The organism is Streptantibioticus ferralitis (genome assembly GCF_029223525.1).
GTDB lineage: Bacteria > Actinomycetota > Actinomycetes > Streptomycetales > Streptomycetaceae > Streptantibioticus_A > Streptantibioticus_A ferralitis.
Genome location: NZ_JARHTQ010000002.1, coordinates 101,802 through 119,980 on the forward strand (window position 1 = coordinate 101,802; position 18,179 = coordinate 119,980).

Genomic DNA, 18,179 nt, shown 5'->3' on the forward strand with positions numbered 1-18,179 from the left:
TTCCTCGGCCTGCCGTGTCCCTTCCACCGGCGCCCCACCGTCCCGTCCGCGCACAACGGCACGTCGGTAAGGCTCGGACAACTCTTCGTACCCTGCGGTCAAGTGGGCTTGGACGTCGCCCCGGAGGCGTGACGCTTGCGCGAACGCGGCGTTGGTGCGGGGCGGAGGTCACCCCTGTGTTGGACGATGCCCGGCAGTGGCATCGGCGAGGCTGTCGCGGAGGCCTCCCGTAGTCGGGCTTCGTCGAGGCCCTGGCACTTCATGGCGAGGGTGGTCCGGTGGAAGTCGAGTCAACTCCCCGGCGTGGTGCGCTCATCGGGGTTGAGTGGCGGGATGGGTCGTTCGGGTGTCGACATCATGGTCGCCATCCTGTCACCGGGGTCTGACAGTGCCGCGGCAACGTGCTGCGGCCTGTGCCCAACCAGTCTATGGCGGCGAGGTACTTGGCGATCGTTGGTGATGGTGCTTCAATGCCCGGCAATACGTTAGGAAACTTTCCTAACGGAGCCGATGGAAACGGAGAGACACGTGCGCCATCACCCCGCAGGACGATCCCGTAAGCACCTCACGCTACTTGTCTCGGCCGGTGTGCTCGTCGCGGGAGCCATCCCACTGGCCGTGGCCGCCGCCGGGAACGCGACCGAGCCGGTCCCGGCCGCGAGCCACAGTGTCACCCAGAAGGCGTCAGGGGCAGGTCTGGACGATCCCCGCAAGAAGGAGATCGCGATGGAGCTGGTCTCCAGCGCGGAGAACTCCACGCTGGACTGGAAGGCCCAGTACAAGTACATCGAGGACATAGGCGACGGCCGTGGCTACACGGCCGGCATCATCGGATTCTGTTCGGGCACCGGCGACATGTTGGACCTGGTCAACGCGTACACCCGGACGAAGCCGGGCAACATCCTCGCCAAGTACCTGCCCGCGCTGCGCAAGGTCAACGGGACGGCCTCGCACGCGGGCCTGGACCCGAACTTCACCAGTGACTGGAAGAAGGCCGCCGCCGATCCGGTCTTCCAGCAGGCCCAGAACGCCGAGCGCGACCGCGTCTACTTCAACCCCGCGGTGTCCCAGGCGAAATCCGACGGCCTGGGCACGCTCGGCCAGTTCATCTACTACGACGCGATCGTGATGCACGGCCCCGGCAACGACAAGTACAGCTTCGGCTGGATCCGGGCGACCGCGATGCGGAAGGCGAAGACGCCCGCGCAGGGCGGTGACGAGACCGCGTACCTCAACGCCTACCTCGACGCCCGCAAGGTCGCCATGAAGTCGGAGGAGGCGCACAGCGACACCAGCCGCGTGGACACCGAGCAGCGGGTCTTCGTCAGGAACGGCAACCTGGACCTGAACCCGCCGCTGCACTGGAAGGTGTACGGCGACAGCTACAGCATCGACCACTAGCGCCGGACCGGCAGATCCCCGCCCGGTTCCGCCGGCCGCGTGCGCCGCACCGCGATCGCCGCGGCGGCGTCGTCCAACGGCCCGGCGACGTACGCCCGCAGGTCGTCCGTGATGTGGCTCAGCAACTGCTCCGGTTCGCACTTCGTCCAGCCGGTGACACGGGAGGCGAGCGGATAGAAGACGCCGTCGCGGTTCCTGGCCCCGGTCACGCCGTCGGTGTACAGGAGCAGCAGATCGCCTTGCACGAAGGCGAAGGTGACCACGTCGTACTCCGCCGCGGACAGGTCTCCAAGCCCCAACGGCGGTGCGGGGTACGGCACGTTGAGCGGGGGCACCCGCCCGTCGGGTAGCAGCGGCGGCGTCGGGTGCCCGCAACTGATCACAAGGACCTCCGGCCGGTCGTCGGGGATGTCGAGCAGGGCGGCGGTGACGAAGCGCTCCCCGACCTCCTGCTCGGCTTCCCCGCCCGCGCCGCCGGTTTCCGCGAGTTCGGCCAGCGCCCAGCAGACACTGCCCTCCAGATGGGCCATCAGCTCGGGAAGCGGTGCCTGGCGGTGTGCCGCCGCGCGAAACGCCCCCGGCAGCAGTGCGGTGTCATTGATCGACGCCAGGCCCTTGCCCCGGACGTCTCCGATGATCAGCCGGTACTGCTGCTGGTGCGGGCGACCGCGTACAGATCACTCCCGATGTGCGACTCCGCCTCGGCGGCGCGATGGCGCGAGGCGATCCGCAGCGGCCCGAGCTGGGTGGGCAGCGGGCGCAGCACCACGCGGTGGGTGGCCTCGGAGACCGAGTGAGCGCCGTGGGCCGGGGCCCGCGAAGGAGGCCGTGAGCGCGGGGGCGACGACCAGCAGCGGTCCGAGATGGATGTCGGGCGGTGACAGGATGTCGGCAGCGGCGATCACGGCCATCAGCGCCACCGGGACCGTGACCAGCGCTGGGCCCGGCTGCCAGGAGCTCCACAACGCGGCCAAGCGGTACCGGAAGCGCATGAGTCCTGCTGACACCCCCTGACCGGCACCGCACACGTCCGCACCCCTTGTCCGCCGCGGCCCACGCCCCCGGTGGTCGAGAACCGCGGGGCGGGACTCAGTGCCGCCCGGCAGGTCAAACCTGGTCAGCCGCGATGCCCGCCTATCGCGTGAATCTACTCGGCGTGTCCGCCTAGCCCACGCTTCTCGTGGACAGGCTGGATCGCGGGGCGAGCAGGGCCACCTCGCGGCCAGGGGGACGCGAGGGCCCGCTCGCCGGGGGAGTGGCGCGGAAACCGTTCCGCGTCTGGGGACGGCGGTGAGGGGGCGGGGCCCATGTTCGCGTGGGACGAGATGGGGCGGCGCGGTGCGATGACGGGCGGGGGCGTGCGGTGGGTGGCACCGTGCTCGCCCCACCGGTGGGGCGTCGGCCGCCTGGTCGCGGTTGCCGTAGGACTGCTGCTCGGGGGAGCGCTGGTCGTGGCGGGCGGCGGGGTCGGGTACGCGATGAGCTGGCCGGGGGCGCCCGGATCAGGGACCGGGGGAGCCGCGATGTCCGGCTGGGGTGTCCGCCCTCCGCCAGTTCCAGGGCTGCCGGGCTTCGGACGATCCGCCTTCCGGCACTCCTGGTCGCCGACCGCGCCGGGCCTGGGCCGTCCGCTGCGCTGCCCGCACGGTCTGGGCCGCGCGATGGCGCTGCCCGCACTGGGCCCGAGGGCATGTGAGTCGTCCGTGCGGGCCGCCGCCTGTGGCCCGCTGCGCTCGGTCGATGTCTCGGGCAGCATCGCCACCGTACGCAACTCGGACAGCGCGCCGGTACTGCGGCGGCTCACCGGGATGGCTGACCGCAGCTGCGGTGTGCCCGAACAGCGGATGCCGGATCCGCCGAGTCAGGATCAGCCTAGGCAGGATCCGCCGAGGCGGGATCCGCCTGCCGCGCAACCATCAAATCCGCCCAGCCCACCGCCGGTCTCCGGGCCGCCGCCCGGTATCGCTCACGCCGCGCCGTCCCCGAGGGTGGTCGTGCCTCATCCGGTGGTGTTCCCGCGGCGCGCGCCGCGGGCCGCGGTGGCGGCACCGGCGGGGTTGTCCACCGCCGGAGCGCTCTTCCTCGTTCTGCTTCCGGCCGTGGTGGCCGGGGTCGCGGCGGGTGCCCGTTCCGCCTCGCGGGCTCGGTGACCAGGTCCACGGTGGCGCCGCCGCCCGCCGCGCCGCCGGATCCGGTGCCACGGCAGCCGCACAAGGACGGCTGCGTGGCGAACAGTTGGGGAGGTTCGTTTGTTCGCTCTGCTCAGCATCCTGGGCATCGTCCTCGGCGGTGGCCTGGTCGCGGTCGCCTGTGTCGTGGTCAAGCACCGCGTCTTCCCGCCCAAACCCGATGAGGAGCCGCGTGAGGCCGTTGCCGAGTACATCTCCATGATGATCGGCGTGATCTACGCGCTGGTCCTCGGGCTCGCGCTGGTATCGGTGTGGGACACCCACTCCAGCGCGGAGGCGCATGTGCAGGCCGAGGCGGGCGCCCTGCACCAGGTCTATCTGCTCGCCGACGCGCTGCCGCCCGCCGCGGAACAGCAGGCCAGGGCGACCGCCCGCTCCTACGCGCACGAGGTGACCAGCGGCGAATGGGTCGAGATGACCCGGCGCCAGCCGCTCAGCCCCTCGGGCTGGCAGCTCCTCGACCGGCTCCGGGACACCTACGAGACGGCGCAACCCACCGGCGCCGCCCAGCAGAACGCCGGACAGGAGGCGATGGCCCAGTTGTCGGTGCTGGACGAGGCACGCCGTGGACGGGAGTCGGACGCACAGAGTCGGCTGTCGAACGTGTTGTGGGCCGGACTGTTCATCGGCGGCGGACTGACCGTGGGCTTCATGTTCCTGTTCGGGGTCCAGCGCCGGGCCAGCCATCTGGTGATGGTGATGGGCCTGACCTGCTTCATCGTCTTTCTGATCGTGCTCATCCACCAGCTCGACATACCGTTCGGCGGTGCGCTCGGCGTCGACGCGGAGGCCTTCACCCGGTACTTCCCGAGCTAGCGGTGCTTGCTGATCACGGAGAACAGCCCGCCCTCGGCGTCGCGCAGTCCGGCGACCCGGCCGTAGGCGGAGTCCTGCGGCTCGCCGGTGATCTCGCCGCCCAGCTTCACGGCCCGCTCAACCGTGGCGTCGACATCGGCCACCGAGAAGTACACATGCCAGCGGGGGCGGACCCGGGGGTCCATGGCCGCCTCCATACCGCCACCGCGTAGGGCCGCCACGCTGTGCCCGTCCACCCGCAGCACCACCCGGTCGTGCTCGTAGCGCACCTCGTAGCGCTCGGGGTCCTCCTGGTCCCAGCCGAACACCTGGCCGTAGAAGAGAGCCGAGTCGAAGGCGTCCCGGGTGCGCAGCTCGATCCACACGGGGGATCCGATCGGCTGCTCCCGAGTGCGGGAGCTGCGTTTCCCCTCCCAGACGCCGAAGGAGGCGCCCGCCGGGTCGGAGGCCAGTGCCAGCCGCCCGGCGTCGAACTCCAGCGGGCCGACGGCCACGGTGCCGCCGCGCTCCCTGATCGAGGCGGCGGTGGCGTTGGCGTCCTCGGTGCCGAAGTACGTGGTCCAGGTGACGGCGAGCTCCCAGCGCTTGGCCACCTCACCGATTCCGGCGACCTCCCAGCCGTCGGAGTACACCCGCAGATACGGCCCCCACCGCTCCGGCCCGGGCTCGAAGCGCCAGCCGAGCAGTGGTCCGTAGAAGCCGGTGGCCGCACCCAGGTCGCGGGCCATGAGGCCGACCCAGCAGGGAGCGCCGTACACGCAGCCTTTCCGCATTACGGACACGTCTGATCTCCCGTCCGCGGGGCAGCAACACCTGTCCGGCCCTCGCGGACCTCACTCAGCTTATGCCGGGCGATGCGATGTCGCTCGTTGTCCGGAGGGACGGGTTCAGGGCCGCTGCGCCGGTGTCTGCTCGTAGGTCCTGACCGGGTCGGTGACGGCGACCGGTGCCGTGATCTCGCTGATCCGCGCCATCAGGTCCGGCTCCAGCCGGACGCCCGAAGCCTTGGCGTTCTCCCCGACCTGTGCCGGGCGGGAGGCGCCAACGATCGCGGCCGACACATTCGGGTTCTGCAGCACCCAGGCGACCGCGAGCTGGGCGAGGGTGAGCCCGGCCTCGGCGGCGAGCGGGCGCAGCAGCTGCACCCGCTCCAGCACCTCGTCGCGCAGGAACCGGCTGATGACGTCCGCGCCGCCCTTGTCGTCCGTGGCACGCGAGCCGTCCGGCGGCGGCTGCCCCGGCTGGTACTTCCCGGTGAGCACCCCTTGGGCGATCGGCGACCAGACGATCTGGCCGATGCCGAGTTCCGCGCACGCCGGGACCACCTCGGCCTCGATGACCCGCCACAGCATGGAGTACTGCGGCTGGCTGGAGACCAGCGGGACGCGCAGTTCGCGGGCGAGCGCATGTGCGTGGCGGATCTGGGCGGCGGTCCACTCCGACACACCGATGTAGTGCGCCTTACCGGCGTGGACGATGTCCGCGCAGGCCTCCATCGTCTCCTCGAGCGGGGTGAACCGGTCGAAGCGGTGCGCCTGGTAGAGGTCGACGTACTCCGTCTGCAGCCTACGCAGCGAGTTGTCGATGGACTCCATGAGGTGCTTGCGGGACAGGCCACGGTCGTTCGGGCCGGGACCGGTGGGCCAGTAGACCTTGGTGAAGATCTCCAGTCCTTCGCGCCGCTCGCCCTTCAGCGCGCGGCCCAGGACGGATTCCGCGCGAGTGTCCGCATAGACGTCCGCGGTGTCGAAGGTGGTGATACCGGCGTCGAGGGCCGCGTGCACGCAGTCGGTCGCGGTGTCCTCCTCGACCTGGGAACCATGGGTGAGCCAGTTGCCGTAGGCGATCTCGCTGATGAGCATGCCGCCTCGGCCGAGATGACGGTGTTCCACGAAGGTTCAATCTAGTTGGACCGCCCATCAGAAGGCGAGCAGGCGCACAATGCCGTCATGACGCCTTCGCAGCGCCCGCCGCTGGACGGGCGGGCAGCGCTGCTCTGGCGCGTCGTCTCACCCGGATCCGACGTCGCCGGCATGACCCAGCGGCGGTCGGAGCCACCGCTGTCGGCCCTGGCTGTCGTGCCGTCAGACCTCCGCCCCGAACGGCATTTCCTGGACCGAGCCGTCGATGAGGACGACCAACTTGCCGACCGCGCGGTTGTGTTCCATGTCATCGTGGGCCTGCCGGATCTCGTCCAGCGCATAGACGCGTGGTTCGCCGAGGCTGAGTTCCCCGGCCGCGATCCTGTCCAGGCACGCCTGCAGTACGTCCGCGGGCAGGTCCGAGCTCTCGCCCCCGTACGCGGTCAGCCGCACCCCCTTGGGCAGGTAGCCGACGGGGTAGAAGTCCGGCACGATCCACTCGTTGGAGAGCATCCCGGTGAAGCACACCGTTCCGTGGACACGGGTGGCGGCCAGGGTGTCCGGCAGCGTCGGTGTGCCGACGAGTTCCAGGGCCGCGTCCACACCGCCCGGCACCAGGGACCGCACCTGTTCGGCGATCCGGCCGTCGTCGACCACGACATGGTCCACCCCGTGCCGGAGCAGCGACTCCGTGCGCTCGGGGCGGCGCGTCGTGGCGAGTACGGTCGCCCCGACATCCTTGGCCAGCGCCGCCGCAGCGAGCCCCACGGAGGACGTGCCGCCCCGGATGAGCAGGGTCTGCCCCGCCCGCAGATCCAGACCGGTGGCCAGCGACCCGTACGCGGTCTGCAGCGACTCCGGTACCGCGCCGATGACATGCCAGGGCAGCTCCGAACGGAACGGGATCACCGACGAGCGCGGCACCACGGTGTACTCGGCATAGCCGCCGTCGAAGGTCCGCCCCATTCCACCCATCATGGCGACCACCTGCTGGCCGGGCGCCAGGCCGCCGTCCGGCGCTTGGTCCACGACGCCAACGCATTCGATGCCCAGCACCCTGGGGAACGTGACACCTTCCGCGAGACCGAGCCGGGTGTGCAACTCCGAACGGTTGAGGCCGAACGCGCGCACCGCGATCCTCACCCAACCCGGTCCGGGCTCGGGAAGCGGCAGGTTCGTCACCCTCAGGTTCTCCACACCGCCGGGCTGGCTGAGCACCACCGCGCGCATGGTCTCGGACATGCCACCCCCGTACCACCAGTCGTCCTCACCCAAACGTTCGGCACAAGGCGGCACCACCGTGCTGACCCGGCGAGTATTCCCCCCAGGAGGAGCCATGGAGACCGTGCGGAAGCCCGTCGAGCTGGACGTCCCGGTCGACGGCGGTACCCTGCACGCGCTGCGGTTCGGTGCCGGGCCGCGACTGGCCCTCGCCGCGCACGGCATCACCGCGTCCGCCATGGCCTTCCGCGCCGTCGCTCGCCAACTGCCCGAGCAGTGGAGCCTGATAGCCCTGGACCTGCGCGGCCGGGGCGGCAGCGCGGACCTGCCGGGACCGTACGGCCTCGACCGGCACGCCCGTGATCTGCACCGGGCGGCCGAACACCTCGGCACCACGGGCCCGTTGACGCTCACCGGCCACTCCATGGGCGCGTACGTCGCGCTGCACGCCGCGGCCGAACGCCCGGAACTGTTCGACCGGCTGCTGCTGGTGGACGGCGGGCTGCCGCTGCCGGTTCCGCCGGGCGCGGATCCGGACCGGGTGATGGACGAGTCGCTGGGCCCGGTGGTCGCCCGCCTCAGCCGGACCTTCGGGAGCGCCGCGGCGTATGTCGACTTCTTCCGCGCCCACCCCGCCCTGGGACCGTACTGGAACGAGGACATCGAGGCGTACGTCCGCGCCGACCTCACCGGCCCCGACGGTGCGCTGCGCTCCCGGGTCAGGGAGGACGCGGTACGCGCGGACGGCCGGGACCTGCTGGCCTCGGCGCCCTCGCTCGCCGCGGACCTCGAACGGCTGCCGGTTCCCGCGTTGTTGGTGTACGCGCCGTTGGGCATGTTCGACCAGGCGCCGGGGCTGCTGCCGGTCGAGTTGGTGGCACGGTGGCGCGACCGTGTCCCGTCGCTGCGCACCGAACTGCTGCCGGACAGCAACCACTACACCATTGTGCTGGGCGATCAGGCGCGGCTGGTCGCACGGCGGCTCACCGAGGGGTGGTGACCGCCCGCAAGCCGGTGGCGGGACGGTGACTCGCCCTCGTAACGGTGACAATGAAGGCGTCCTGGGCCCCGGTCCACTACCACTGGCGGCATGACCACTTTCCGATGCGGAACCGGGGCGGGCGCCACGTGACCGGCGGCGAGCCGACGCGGTTGGTCGACGAGGTCACCGCGGGTCCGAGCGGCGCGATGACCCGTGAGGGCGTCACTCTCACCGGCGTCCTGACCGTCGTCACCACGGCACTTCCCGCCAAGCGCGCCCAGGTGACCGTACGGGAGGTCGGCGCGGCGGAGTGGCACACGCTCGCGGGCAGTCCGTTCCCCGTACCGCCAGAGGGCATTGAGGCGCTGCACACCATCGTGGTCGCCGCCATCGGCGCCGGATCACGGCCGCCGGGCTGACGTTCCCGCCGACCGGGCGGCCGTGTTCGGCCTGACCGGGTCAGTCGTCGAGGACCATGGCCTCGACGCAGGCGGCGATGGTGAGCAGTAGTGCGTCGTCCTGGCCGGGGATGATGGTGACACCGTAGTGCTCGCTCAGCAGCGACCACTTGCGGTCGATGTGCGCGACCTCCTGCTGGCCATAGGTGATGGCGTACTGGTGGTCGGTGATGTTGCCGGTGACGTGGAGTTCCGCACCGTTCTCGAAGGTGACGGTGAACTTGTACACCAGCGGCGAGAACAGGGCCTTGTGCACGGTGGCGATGCGCTGCTCGCCGCGGTGTATGTAGCGGATGTCGCGCAGCGTGACGATCTTCTCGGAGATGCGGTACAGCTCGTTGCCGTGCGCGTCCTGCAGGGCGATGGCGCCGCTGAAACTGAACAGCTTGTCGTCGACCTGGAAGACCTTCTGGCCGGCCGAGTTCTTGATCCAGAAGTCATGGGTGGGCGAGAAGAACTTCTCGTCGATCTCGTACGTCACACCGTTGTGGACCGGCTCGTGACCGCTCAGCAGCCGCTGGCTGAGGTCCTGAAGGAAGTTGTCGTGCTGCGGCCCGTGGCCGCTCTGCTGCTGGTTGCCGAGCAGTTGCTGGGCGATCCCCAGAAAGTTGCCGAGTCCGTCGGACACCGAATGTCTCCTCAAGCAGGCGGGGGAGGCCGGGCGTTGTGAGACCGGCCGCGCCAGATCCGCACCAGGCCCCCGAGTACATGGCGTCGGCGATGATACGGACGTCGGCTGTGCGCTCGTCGACCGGGTGGCAGGCGTCGGCGCAGGTCGGTCCCCTGATCATCCAGCCTGCTCGGCGAGGGTGTTCCAGAACATCAGCTCGTACGCCTGCAACAGCCGTCCGTGGCGGTGTGCCAGCGGCGTGATCCGTCCGGCGTCGAGACCGGCCTGTACCGCGGCCAGTGCCTGCTGTTCGAGCTGCGGCGCGGGTTCGGCGAAGAAGTCGAAGAAGCCGCACGCCTCGTCGCTGAATCCGTACCGCTCGCGCAGCGCCCGGCCCACGGTTCGGCAGTAGCCGCCCCACGCGGCGAAGTTGGCGGTCAGCGCGACGATGACGTCGACGGGCTCGGCACCCAGCGCCAGCCAGGCCGCGTATGCCGGATATGCCTGGCAGCCCGCATTCGGCTCGTAGCCGTCCACGGACTCGTCGTCCAGACCGAGGGCGTCGGCGAGTGGGTCGAGCTTGTCCAGGGCGAGGTTCTCGCCGTGCGCCAGGCTGGTGAAGTAGGTGGCGGCGGCCGGATCGGATGCCGAACGATCCGCCAGATGCAGGAAGCTGCGGCGGTCGCTGGAGATGAGGTGGCGCTGCTCCATCGCGAACGCCGCCAGAACCTCGACCGGCGCCTGTCCGGAGGCGATGCGCGGGACGAGCCGATTGGCGCCGGTATCCGGGGCCAGTTCGCGGACGGCGTCGGCCAGGACGTCCTGTGCGGTACGTGTCATGTTCGATCCCTCCTGCCGGGTGGGTGCGCGGTGGTCAGGCGCCGAGCGCGCCGAGCAGAGTGCCTGCCGTGTAGGTTACGGCCATCGCCACGGCGCCGCCCGCCGCGTTGCGCAGTACGGCCGGACGGACCGGAGCGCTGCCGAGTCGGGCGCTGGCCCAACCGCACAGTACGAGCGCGCCCAGGACCGCGACCACCGTGACGGCCAGCCGCACCGACGCCGGTGGCAGGACGATCGCCAGCAGCGGAAGCAGCGCACCGCAGGTGAACGCGGCGAAGCTGGCCCAGGCGGCGTGCCAGGGGTTGGTCAACTCCTCCGGATCGATACCGAGTTCCACCCGTGCGTGCGCGGCGAGGGCGTCGCGTTCGGTGAGTTGCCTCGCCACCTCGCGGGCGAGTTCGGGGCTGATGCCGCGGCCCGCCAACAGGTCGGTGAGCTCGTCGAGTTCGGCCTGTGGAGCGGCGGCCAGCTCCTCGCGCTCCTGGGCGAGCGCGGCCTTCTCGGAGTCGCGCTGGGTGCTCACCGACACGTACTCGCCCGCCGCCATCGACAGCGAGCCCGCCAGCAGCCCGGCCAGACCTGCCGTCAGCAGGGTCTCGCGGGACGTGGTCGCCCCGGCGACGCCGACCACGAGTCCAGCGGTGGACACCACGCCGTCGTTGACGCCGAGGACGGCCGCACGCAGCCAGTTGAGCCGGGCACCGAGGCCGCCGGTGTGCGGCTCGTGGTGCGAGGGGTCGTCACTGCCTGGCGAATTGTCCTTGTTCACTCCGCGAGCATCTCACCCAGCGGTCGCCGGGACGCGGTTTTCCCGCCCGGGCTGGCGGTGGCAGCTCGGGAGGTCGGGCCTGAGCCGTGGTGAACCTAGAGGTGTAGTGTCCTGGTTATGCGGATGGGTGAAGGGGTCGAGTGGGGGCTGCACTGCTGTCTGACGCTCGCTTGGCTCGGCGGACAGGAACCGGTGCCGACGGCCAAGCTCGCGGCGCGCTTCGAACTGCCTCAGGCGTATCTGAACAAGCGGCTGCAGGCACTGGTCCGGGCGGGCATCCTCACCTCCACGCCCGGCATCCGCGGTGGGTTCCGGCTGGGCAGGCCCCCGGAGAAGATCACGCTGATGGATGTCGTCGTCGCCATCGAAGGCCCTGACGACGCCTTCCGCTGTACCGAGATCCGCCAGCGCGGCGACGGTGCGGACATCCCGCTGCGGGAGTTCCGCACGCCATGCGGGGTCGCCACAGCCATGCGACGGGCCGAACTGGCCTGGCGGCGGGAGCTCGCCGCCCAGACGCTCGCCGACATCATGGCCGCGTCGCCACCGGTGGCGGCGGAACGGGCCCGACGATGGTACGAGCGCGTAAGCGGCTGAGCGCCGCTTTCGCGGTGGCGCCCGTGCGGCGACGCCGCGTCTGGTGGGGAGGGCGGCGCCGCGGCTGCGGTGTTCGGCGGCTGCTGCGCCGCGTGCACGCTGTCGAGCCAGGGGCGGCCGAGGGATCTTTATCGGGTTGCGGTGAGGCTTGCTTACCGCCGGGCTGCGCCGTGGGGGGTGCTCGCGGTTGCGGCAGAGGAAGACTGTGCTGTCGTGGCGGGGGTTCGGCGTGATGGCGGCTGTTCGCCGGGGCGGCCGGGGGTTCCTTGCCGGGGTGCGGTGGGGCTTGGTACCGCCGGGCTGCGCCGTGGGGGGTGCTCGCGGTTGCGGCGGGGGAAGATTGTGTCGCCATAGCCGTTGCGGAGGAGAGGCGGCTTCCGCCGTCGTGGCGCGTGGTCGCTCTGGGGCGCGCCTCTGCGGCCCGGAGGGGGCCTTCGCCGTCGTGGCGGGTGCGCGCCGTGAGCCCGCCGTTTGCGGCGGGTGAGGCCTTTCGTGGGGCGGCCGGGTGGGGGTAGCCGTCTGGCCGGGGGGGCGTGCGGTGGCGTCTCGGTGGCTGGGGCGGCCGCGGCGCAGCTGCAGGCCGCACCGCTCGGGATGCCGTGACGGCCGATCCTGGGTCCAATGGCAGTACCGGATCCGGCCCGGCGGCGGGCGTTCAGGCGAGGAGGCCTACGGCTATGACTGCTGCGACGCGCCTGCTCAGAGCCCTTCCGGCGGTGCACCGCGACCGGTTGATGGAGCTGGCCAGCGAGGTCTCCTTCGCGCAGGACGCCCGGATCTTCGAGGAGCAGGGCCCCGCCGACCGGTTCTGGGTCATCCGCTCCGGTGCGGTCACCCTCGACCTGCGGATACCCGGTCGCCGGGCGGCCACCGTCGCAACGCTGGGCCCCGGCGACCTGCTGGGCTGGTCATGGATGTTTCCGCCCTACACCTGGGATTTCGGAGCGGAGGCGCTGAGCCCGGTGCGCGCCTACGAATTCGACGGCGCTCAGGTGCGTGCCCTGTGCGAGGAGGATCCGGTCCTCGGCTACGCCCTGGTCCGGGCCGTCGCGGAGGTCCTCGCCCACCGGCTCCAGATCGCACGCTCGCGGTTGATGGATCTGCAGGCACAGCGCGGCGGCATAGCGAACTGGTGAAACCGTCAACCATCACTCGTTCGGCGGATAACGCTGACCATCGCACCCGAAGGGAAGCCGTGCGTGATCACCACCGACCAGCTCTCGAACCCCGCGGTACGCACCCTGGTCGATGCCGTCAACTCGGGTGACCAGCGGGCGTTCTTCCAGGCCCTCACGCAGGACGCGACCATGTCCGACGACGGGACCGACAGAGACCTGGAGCGGTGGGCCGAAAGCGAGATCTTCTCCTCGGACGGCCGTATGGACGTCGAGTCGCAGACCGACGACGGGCTGTCGCTGATCGCCCGCTTCCGCAACAACACCTGGGGCGAGATGCGGACCGCCTGGAAGTTCACCGTGACCGACGGGAAGGTCAGCCGGTTCGACACCGGACAGGCTTGAGGCACCCCGCAGCGCCTCAGCCGCCCTTCACGCGCCGCTACAGTGGGGGGTCCTAGGGCCCTCGTTGTGACTTCGTGGTGGTGGAGTGATGGCAGAACCGCCCGCCGTCCGTCCTGCGGGCCGCCGGGACCTGGCAGATCGCGACGATGTGCTCGCGTTGCTGGACGACTTCTACCGCGACGTCCTGACGGACGAGGTACTGGCCCCGGCGTTCGAGGCGGTCGGCGCCGACGTCCCCGCGCAGCTGCCGATCATCGCGGACTTCTGGGCGGGCCAGCTGTTCGGCCACAGCGCCTACCGGGGCGGACTGCTCCGCGCCCATCAGCGCGTCCACACCGAACACCCGCTGACCGAGGCGCACTTCACCCGTTGGGTGCTGCTGTGGAACCGTGCCGTCGACGCACGGTGGTCCGGCCCGGTCGCGGAGCGGGCCAAGGCGCAGGCAGCACGGATCGCCACCGCGATGCGCGACCGTCTGGACGGCCAGCGGCAGGCCGCCGCCGTGGATCCGGCAGATCCTTCGGCACCGCTGCTTCCCGTGCTCGCCGAACAGCCGGAGAGTGAGCCGGAGTTGGCGGAGAACGGCGCCGGTTCCGCGGGAGCGGAAGGCGGAGATCCCGCGTGCTGGCTGGCCCGCGTCTGCCCGCGGTGCGATGCCGTCGCGGACCGGGATCCGCCCACCCGCTGTGCCCGCTGCGGTGCGATGCTGTCACGCTGACGGGTCGACGGCGAGCCAACGCCGGTATGGCTGGCGGCCGTTGGCCACGCCCGTCGGCCGCCCGCCCGCTGGCCGCCCGCCCGCTGCGGACAACTCCGCCCCGCCACCGGCCTGTCCGGTGGCGCTACCCGGCAGTGACCCCCGAGACGACGCGCTTGTCGAGGGCGGCACGGACCAGCGCGGCGGCGAACACGTCGTACTCGTCGGCGCCCACCAGCCGGGCCAGTGCCTCGGCGGACTCCGGCAGGCCCAGCTTGTGCGCGCCCTGGACCGCCTTGCCGTCGAAGTACGGTGCCACCTCAGGCCAGGTCGTCTGGACCTCGCGGAGGAAGATGTCGGCGCCCACCGGGCCCAGCCCCGGCAGCTTGCGCAGCAGGCGGCGCAGCGTCTGCACATCGCCGTCGGCCTCCGCGCGCAGCCGTCGCAGATCGCCCCCGTACGTGTCGAGCAGATAGCGCGCGCCGTCCCCGAGCTGGGTCGCGGTGCGCTCGTCGTAGCGCCGATAGCCGCCCTCGCCCAGGACATCGACGCGCTGTTGCCACGACGCGTCGGCCATCCGCTGCGGATCCCGCAGTCCCGCCTCGAACAGCGCCCGGGCCGTGGCGGTGCCCACCGAGGCCCGGATACGGGCACTGAGCAGGCACGCCAGCACCAGCAACTGGTAGAGCGGCTGCGGGGTGTTCCGGACGCGGATGCCCGCGTCGGCGGCGAAGGTGCGCCCGTGGTCATGGAGCAGTGATCGGGTGGTGCTGGTGTTCGTCGGCATGGCTGATCGCCGCCTTGTCCAAGAGCGTTCGTTGCCCCCGCCGCGGTCAGTTCTCCCGGATCCGGTCCCGCCGCACCCGGCGCCAGGCGCGGACCATGTCCACGGTGAGGACGACCGCGAGCAGCCAGGTCGCGGCGACGGCCGCGATGACACCGGGGGCCAGCGTGGAGACGGCCACGACCATCAGCGCGGTGGACGCCACCAGGACCAGGGCCACCAGCAGTGGCCGCCAGTGCCGCACGTAGCGCAGGCAGACCGCGGCGTTCGGGATCCGCCGCAGACGCATCGTCCGCAGTCGGCGGTCCAGACCGTCGTCCTGCCGCAGCATCGTCTCGATCTGCTCCAGAGCCCGGCGCTCCTCGTCGGAGAGTCGATGTCCGTCCATCGCCGACACCTCCGTGACCGCTCCCGAAGGGGCCATTCCTTCCCACTTTCTACGGTAGCCGCAGCAGCGCCGATGAGCGCTGGAGTTTCACGGTTGATCTGCTCCGGATCCGGGTGGAAGTGCCCCCGGCGGCCACGGCCGTTGCGCCATCCGTAGGCCGGGCCGTGTCGGGCGCCGCCCCATCGGGGACGTATGTGGCTTCCACGGCGCCGACCGGTGCGCACAGAAGACGAACGGAGCGCGTGATGGTACGTACCCGGGCTTGGGCTTCCGCGGTAGCGGCCGGGCTGGTCATGGCCGGTGGAATCGCCGGTTACGCCGGCGCGGAGGACCCGAGTCCCGCAGCGAACGAACCCAGCGCGTCAAGTGCGCCCGGCCCTTCGGACAGTCCCAGCCCTGCAGACAGTCCCAGCGCCTCCGGTAGTCAGAGCGCCCCAAGCAGCCCCAGCCCCTCGGACGGCAGCGCCAGCCCCTCGGACAGCGCCACCTCCACCGTGGGGCCCGGGGACGCCGCCTTCCTCAGCGCGCTTCACCAGGGAGATCTCGCCGAGATCGGCGCGGGCCGGGACGCCCTGCCCCGCGCCGCGGCCGCGTGCGTCATGCGTGTGGGCGAGGCGCTGCTGCGCGACCGCGCCGCGGTGGACTCGGCCGTCACCACGCTCGGCGGGCAGTTGAGGATCGGGCTTCCGCAGGGCCCCAACCCCGCCCAGAACGACCAGCTCGCCCGGATCAGCAGGAGCGCGGGCACGCCGGGCTATGACACGCAATGGCTGCAGGCGCAGTCGGCGGCGAACACCGACGCCTTGAGACTGCTCGATCAGGAGATCGCCTCGGGCGGACCAGGTGATCACGCGAAGGTGGTCACGGCAGCCCAGGCCGCGCGGCGGGTCGTGGCACATCACCTCGCGATGGTGCGCGCCTGCCACCCCCTCGCGGGCGCCACCGCGGGCAGCCCGGGGCCGACCGCCCAGAGCGCGGCGTGGAAGGCGCCGAACGGCAGATGGAGCGCCACCGACGCCTCGGTGGTCGTGGTGGGTTCGCTGCTGGTGATCGCCGGATCGGCGTGGGCCACCCGCCGATGGCACCGCTCGCTGTCCCGCTGACGGCGGCGGGACCGGTGCGCCGCGGGCTGCTCGCCGCCGGAACTCAGCCCCCGCTGCCGTAGGGGCGGGTGAGGATCTCCAGCCGGTGCCCGTCGGGATCGTCGAAGTACGCGCCCCGGCCGCCGTCGTTGTGGTTGATACGGCCTTCCTGGTGGTGCCGGGGATCGGCGTAGTAGGTGAGGCCCGCACGCTGGATGCGCTCGAAGATGGCGTCGAACTCGTCCTCCGACACCAGGAACGCGTAGTGCTGCGGGGTGATCGGCTCCGTACCGCTGTCGGCGAAGTCCAACGTGACGCCGTTCGCGGCCGTGACCGGGATGAACGGACCGTAGGGCGCGCCGACTTCAAGGCCGAGCAGGCCTGCCAGGAAACGTGCGGACGCCGCCTTGTCGCGGGCGGCGACGATGGTGTGGTTGAGCTGGATCGACATGGCGGAATGCCTCCAAGCATGGGCTGGAAGGTGTCCTGAGGGAAATCCTAGGCCCGGTCGGCGGGGACCTGGGGGGCTCGGCCGCGGAAATCGATCGCCGGAGAAAAAACGATCCCGGACTCCGTCACCGGCGGCTATGCTCGGGATCATGAAGCGCGCTGCTGTGACGACGACGCCGGACCCAGTCCCGGCGCGCTGACAGCTGTCATCGAGAAGCCCCGGGGCGAGTGCCCCGGGGCTTCTTGTCGCGGTCACTCGCACCGGCACGACGAGGAGACCGTGATGCGAACCCCCGTACACGACCACCGCAAGCTCGGCCGCGAGCTGGACCTTTTCGACACCGACCCGCTGATCGGCGCCGGGCTGCCGTACTGGCTGCCGGGCGGCGCCGCGGTGCGGCACGCCCTGGAGGAGTACATCAGGGAGGCAGAACGGCGGGCGGGCTACCGCCATGTCTACTCGCCCGTACTGGCAAAGCGCGAGTTGTACGAGATCTCCGGGCACTGGGCGCACTACAGCGAGGACATGTTCCCCGCGATGGAACTGGGCGGTGAACAGTTCGTGCTGCGGCCCAGCCTGTGTCCGCATCACGCGCTGATCTACCGTTCCCGTGAGCACAGCTATCGCGAACTTCCGCTGAAGATCGCCGAGTTGGGCGGAATGTATCGCTCGGAACTGTCCGGCGTCCTGGGCGGGCTCACCCGGGTGCGGGCGATCCAGCTCAATGACGCCCATATCTTCTGCACCCTCGACCAGGTCGCCGACGAGGCCCGAGCGGCGCTGGAACTCATCGACCGCGCTTACCAGGCCCTCGGCATCCGCGCGGCGCGCTACCGCCTCTCGCTGCCCGGGCCGGGCGGGAAGTACGTGTCCGATCCGGCGATGTGGCAACGTGCCGGTGCCCTGCTGACCGGGGTACTGGAGTCCATCGGGGCGCCGTACCAGGCCGAGGAGGGGGAGGCCGCCTTCTACGGACCGAAGATCGATGTGCAGATCGCCGACGCCAGCGGCCGTGAGTCGACCCTGTCCACCGTTCAGGTCGACCTCCACCAGCCGCGCCAGTTCGACCTGCACTACACCGGGTCCGACGGGGCGGCGCACCGGCCGGTGATGGTGCATCGCAGCGTCATCGGCAGCGTCGAGCGGGCGGTCGCCCATCTCATCGACACCCATGGTGGGGCGTTTCCCGGCTGGCTCGCGCCGGTTCAGGTGGTGGTGCTGCCGATCTCCGACGCCGAACTGCCCTACGCCGAGGCGCTGGTGCGGCGATGCGTCGGGCTCGGCCTGCGCGCCGAGTTGTCCGCCCCGGAACGCGGCTCGCTCGGGGCGCGGGTGCGCGCCGCGCGGCTGGTGCCGTACCAGGCCGTCGTCGGCGCGAAGGAGGCCGCCGACGACCTGGTGGCACTGCGGCTGCGCGATGGCCGCCGGATCGACGCGCTGCCGGTGTCCGAAGCGGTCGCCCGGATCGCGGCGCTGGTCGGCCGCAACTGCGTTGACCTGTGGGACGAGTGA

20 protein-coding genes and 1 pseudogene are annotated in these 18,179 nt (G+C 71.1%); 11 read left to right on the top strand and 10 right to left on the bottom strand.

The genetic code is table 11. The features are described from left to right. Window positions 1–528 precede the first annotated feature (528 nt). On the top strand, window positions 529–1,401 hold the full coding sequence (locus P2L57_RS03290; RefSeq protein ID WP_275807898.1) for a chitosanase: 873 nt from the start codon (window positions 529–531) through the stop codon (window positions 1,399–1,401). Here the strand turns inward: P2L57_RS03290 and P2L57_RS03295 are convergent. After that, window positions 1,398–2,393, bottom strand: a pseudogene (locus tag P2L57_RS03295) (PP2C family protein-serine/threonine phosphatase). The gene P2L57_RS03290 and the pseudogene P2L57_RS03295 sit on opposite strands and share 4 nt — an antisense overlap. A 315-nt stretch (window positions 2,394–2,708) precedes the next feature. Between P2L57_RS03295 and P2L57_RS03300 the strand changes: the two are divergent. Continuing rightward, on the top strand, window positions 2,709–3,551 hold the full coding sequence (locus P2L57_RS03300) for a hypothetical protein (protein ID WP_275807900.1): 843 nt from the start codon (window positions 2,709–2,711) through the stop codon (window positions 3,549–3,551). A gap of 99 nt (window positions 3,552–3,650) precedes the next feature. Continuing rightward, on the top strand, window positions 3,651–4,406 hold the full coding sequence (locus P2L57_RS03305) for a bestrophin-like domain (RefSeq protein ID WP_275807903.1): 756 nt from the start codon (window positions 3,651–3,653) through the stop codon (window positions 4,404–4,406). Here the strand turns inward: P2L57_RS03305 and P2L57_RS03310 are convergent. The 3 genes from P2L57_RS03310 to P2L57_RS03320 form a co-directional block, all read right to left on the bottom strand. Continuing rightward, window positions 4,403–5,134 carry a VOC family protein gene (locus P2L57_RS03310; protein ID WP_275807906.1) on the bottom strand — a complete coding sequence of 244 codons (732 nt, stop codon included), beginning with the start codon at window positions 5,132–5,134 and terminating at the stop codon, window positions 4,403–4,405. The genes P2L57_RS03305 and P2L57_RS03310 overlap by 4 nt on opposite strands. A 159-nt stretch (window positions 5,135–5,293) precedes the next feature. Then, window positions 5,294–6,298 carry an aldo/keto reductase family protein gene (locus P2L57_RS03315; protein WP_275807909.1) on the bottom strand — a complete coding sequence of 335 codons (1,005 nt, stop codon included), beginning with the start codon at window positions 6,296–6,298 and terminating at the stop codon, window positions 5,294–5,296. Window positions 6,299–6,490: 192 nt separating this feature from the next. Next, window positions 6,491–7,510, bottom strand: a complete 1,020-nt coding sequence (locus P2L57_RS03320) for a zinc-binding alcohol dehydrogenase family protein (protein ID WP_275807912.1) — start codon at window positions 7,508–7,510, stop codon at window positions 6,491–6,493. Window positions 7,511–7,604: 94 nt separating this feature from the next. Here P2L57_RS03320 and P2L57_RS03325 point away from each other — a divergent pair, with 94 nt between their 5' ends. Further along, window positions 7,605–8,489: an alpha/beta fold hydrolase gene (locus P2L57_RS03325; RefSeq protein WP_275807915.1), complete on the top strand. Its 885-nt coding sequence runs from the start codon at window positions 7,605–7,607 to the stop codon at window positions 8,487–8,489. 50 nt (window positions 8,490–8,539) lie between these two features. Continuing rightward, a complete protein-coding gene (locus P2L57_RS03330) occupies window positions 8,540–8,890 on the top strand; it encodes a hypothetical protein (RefSeq protein WP_275809149.1) in 351 nt (116 codons plus the stop codon). Window positions 8,891–8,930: 40 nt separating this feature from the next. Here the strand turns inward: P2L57_RS03330 and P2L57_RS03335 are convergent, their stop codons facing one another. The 3 genes from P2L57_RS03335 to P2L57_RS03345 all read right to left on the bottom strand — a co-directional run bounded on the left by P2L57_RS03335 (window position 8,931) and on the right by P2L57_RS03345 (window position 11,148). Continuing rightward, window positions 8,931–9,557, bottom strand: coding sequence for an LURP-one-related/scramblase family protein (locus P2L57_RS03335; RefSeq protein WP_275807918.1), 627 nt, complete (start codon window positions 9,555–9,557; stop codon window positions 8,931–8,933). A gap of 159 nt (window positions 9,558–9,716) precedes the next feature. Then, a complete protein-coding gene (locus P2L57_RS03340) occupies window positions 9,717–10,379 on the bottom strand; it encodes a thiaminase II/PqqC family protein (protein WP_275807921.1) in 663 nt (220 codons plus the stop codon). Window positions 10,380–10,413: 34 nt separating this feature from the next. Beyond that, window positions 10,414–11,148 carry a VIT1/CCC1 transporter family protein gene (locus tag P2L57_RS03345; protein ID WP_275807925.1) on the bottom strand — a complete coding sequence of 245 codons (735 nt, stop codon included), beginning with the start codon at window positions 11,146–11,148 and terminating at the stop codon, window positions 10,414–10,416. Window positions 11,149–11,265: 117 nt separating this feature from the next. Between P2L57_RS03345 and P2L57_RS03350 the strand changes: the two genes are divergently transcribed. The 4 genes from P2L57_RS03350 (at window position 11,266) to P2L57_RS03365 (ending at window position 13,983) form a co-directional block, all read left to right on the top strand. Next, window positions 11,266–11,745, top strand: a complete 480-nt coding sequence (locus P2L57_RS03350; RefSeq protein ID WP_275807928.1) for an RrF2 family transcriptional regulator — start codon at window positions 11,266–11,268, stop codon at window positions 11,743–11,745. Window positions 11,746–12,422: 677 nt separating this feature from the next. Next, window positions 12,423–12,881, top strand: a complete 459-nt coding sequence (locus P2L57_RS03355) for a Crp/Fnr family transcriptional regulator (protein ID WP_275807931.1) — start codon at window positions 12,423–12,425, stop codon at window positions 12,879–12,881. Between the two features lie 63 nt (window positions 12,882–12,944). Further along, the gene (locus P2L57_RS03360) at window positions 12,945–13,265 is read left to right on the top strand and encodes a nuclear transport factor 2-like protein (protein WP_275807934.1); all 321 of its coding nucleotides are present in this window, start codon (window positions 12,945–12,947) and stop codon (window positions 13,263–13,265) included. Between the two features lie 88 nt (window positions 13,266–13,353). Further along, entirely contained in the window at window positions 13,354–13,983 is a 630-nt protein-coding gene (locus P2L57_RS03365) for a group III truncated hemoglobin (protein ID WP_275807937.1), read from the top strand. A 124-nt stretch (window positions 13,984–14,107) separates the two neighbouring features. Here the strand turns inward: P2L57_RS03365 and P2L57_RS03370 are convergent, their stop codons facing one another. Both P2L57_RS03370 and P2L57_RS03375 read right to left on the bottom strand, forming a co-directional pair. After that, on the bottom strand, window positions 14,108–14,749 hold the full coding sequence (locus P2L57_RS03370) for an HhH-GDP family DNA glycosylase (RefSeq protein ID WP_275807940.1): 642 nt from the start codon (window positions 14,747–14,749) through the stop codon (window positions 14,108–14,110). Window positions 14,750–14,795: 46 nt separating this feature from the next. Then, entirely contained in the window at window positions 14,796–15,134 is a 339-nt protein-coding gene (locus P2L57_RS03375; RefSeq protein WP_275807943.1) for a DUF3040 domain-containing protein, read from the bottom strand. 293 nt (window positions 15,135–15,427) lie between these two features. Here P2L57_RS03375 and P2L57_RS03380 point away from each other — a divergent pair, with 293 nt between their 5' ends. Further along, window positions 15,428–16,237, top strand: a complete 810-nt coding sequence (locus tag P2L57_RS03380; protein WP_303655945.1) for a DUF4142 domain-containing protein — start codon at window positions 15,428–15,430, stop codon at window positions 16,235–16,237. 43 nt (window positions 16,238–16,280) lie between these two features. Here P2L57_RS03380 and P2L57_RS03385 read toward each other — a convergent pair whose 3' ends face one another. Continuing rightward, window positions 16,281–16,667 carry a VOC family protein gene (locus tag P2L57_RS03385; RefSeq protein ID WP_275807949.1) on the bottom strand — a complete coding sequence of 129 codons (387 nt, stop codon included), beginning with the start codon at window positions 16,665–16,667 and terminating at the stop codon, window positions 16,281–16,283. Window positions 16,668–16,949: 282 nt separating this feature from the next. Between P2L57_RS03385 and thrS the strand changes: the two genes are divergently transcribed. Next, window positions 16,950–18,179: a threonine--tRNA ligase gene (gene thrS, locus P2L57_RS03390; protein ID WP_275807952.1), complete on the top strand. Its 1,230-nt coding sequence runs from the start codon at window positions 16,950–16,952 to the stop codon at window positions 18,177–18,179.

Excerpts from the sequence above, each read along its gene's own strand:
- P2L57_RS03365 (WP_275807937.1), top strand. The coding sequence starts at position 13,354 with ATGGCAGAACCGCCCGCCGTCCGTCCTGCGGGCCGCCGGGACCTGGCA.
- P2L57_RS03325 (WP_275807915.1), top strand. The coding sequence starts at position 7,605 with ATGGAGACCGTGCGGAAGCCCGTCGAGCTGGACGTCCCGGTCGACGGC.
- P2L57_RS03320 (WP_275807912.1), bottom strand. The coding sequence starts at position 7,510 with ATGTCCGAGACCATGCGCGCGGTGGTGCTCAGCCAGCCCGGCGGTGTG.
- P2L57_RS03350 (WP_275807928.1), top strand. The coding sequence starts at position 11,266 with ATGCGGATGGGTGAAGGGGTCGAGTGGGGGCTGCACTGCTGTCTGACG.
- P2L57_RS03340 (WP_275807921.1), bottom strand. The coding sequence starts at position 10,379 with ATGACACGTACCGCACAGGACGTCCTGGCCGACGCCGTCCGCGAACTG.
- P2L57_RS03355 (WP_275807931.1), top strand. The coding sequence starts at position 12,423 with ATGACTGCTGCGACGCGCCTGCTCAGAGCCCTTCCGGCGGTGCACCGC.
- P2L57_RS03330 (WP_275809149.1), top strand. The coding sequence starts at position 8,540 with ATGAAGGCGTCCTGGGCCCCGGTCCACTACCACTGGCGGCATGACCAC.
- P2L57_RS03300 (WP_275807900.1), top strand. The coding sequence starts at position 2,709 with ATGTTCGCGTGGGACGAGATGGGGCGGCGCGGTGCGATGACGGGCGGG.
- P2L57_RS03310 (WP_275807906.1), bottom strand. The coding sequence starts at position 5,134 with ATGGCCCGCGACCTGGGTGCGGCCACCGGCTTCTACGGACCACTGCTC.
- thrS (WP_275807952.1), top strand. The coding sequence starts at position 16,950 with ATGCGAACCCCCGTACACGACCACCGCAAGCTCGGCCGCGAGCTGGAC.
- P2L57_RS03370 (WP_275807940.1), bottom strand. The coding sequence starts at position 14,749 with ATGCCGACGAACACCAGCACCACCCGATCACTGCTCCATGACCACGGG.
- P2L57_RS03380 (WP_303655945.1), top strand. The coding sequence starts at position 15,428 with ATGGCCGGTGGAATCGCCGGTTACGCCGGCGCGGAGGACCCGAGTCCC.
- P2L57_RS03375 (WP_275807943.1), bottom strand. The coding sequence starts at position 15,134 with ATGGACGGACATCGACTCTCCGACGAGGAGCGCCGGGCTCTGGAGCAG.
- P2L57_RS03385 (WP_275807949.1), bottom strand. The coding sequence starts at position 16,667 with ATGTCGATCCAGCTCAACCACACCATCGTCGCCGCCCGCGACAAGGCG.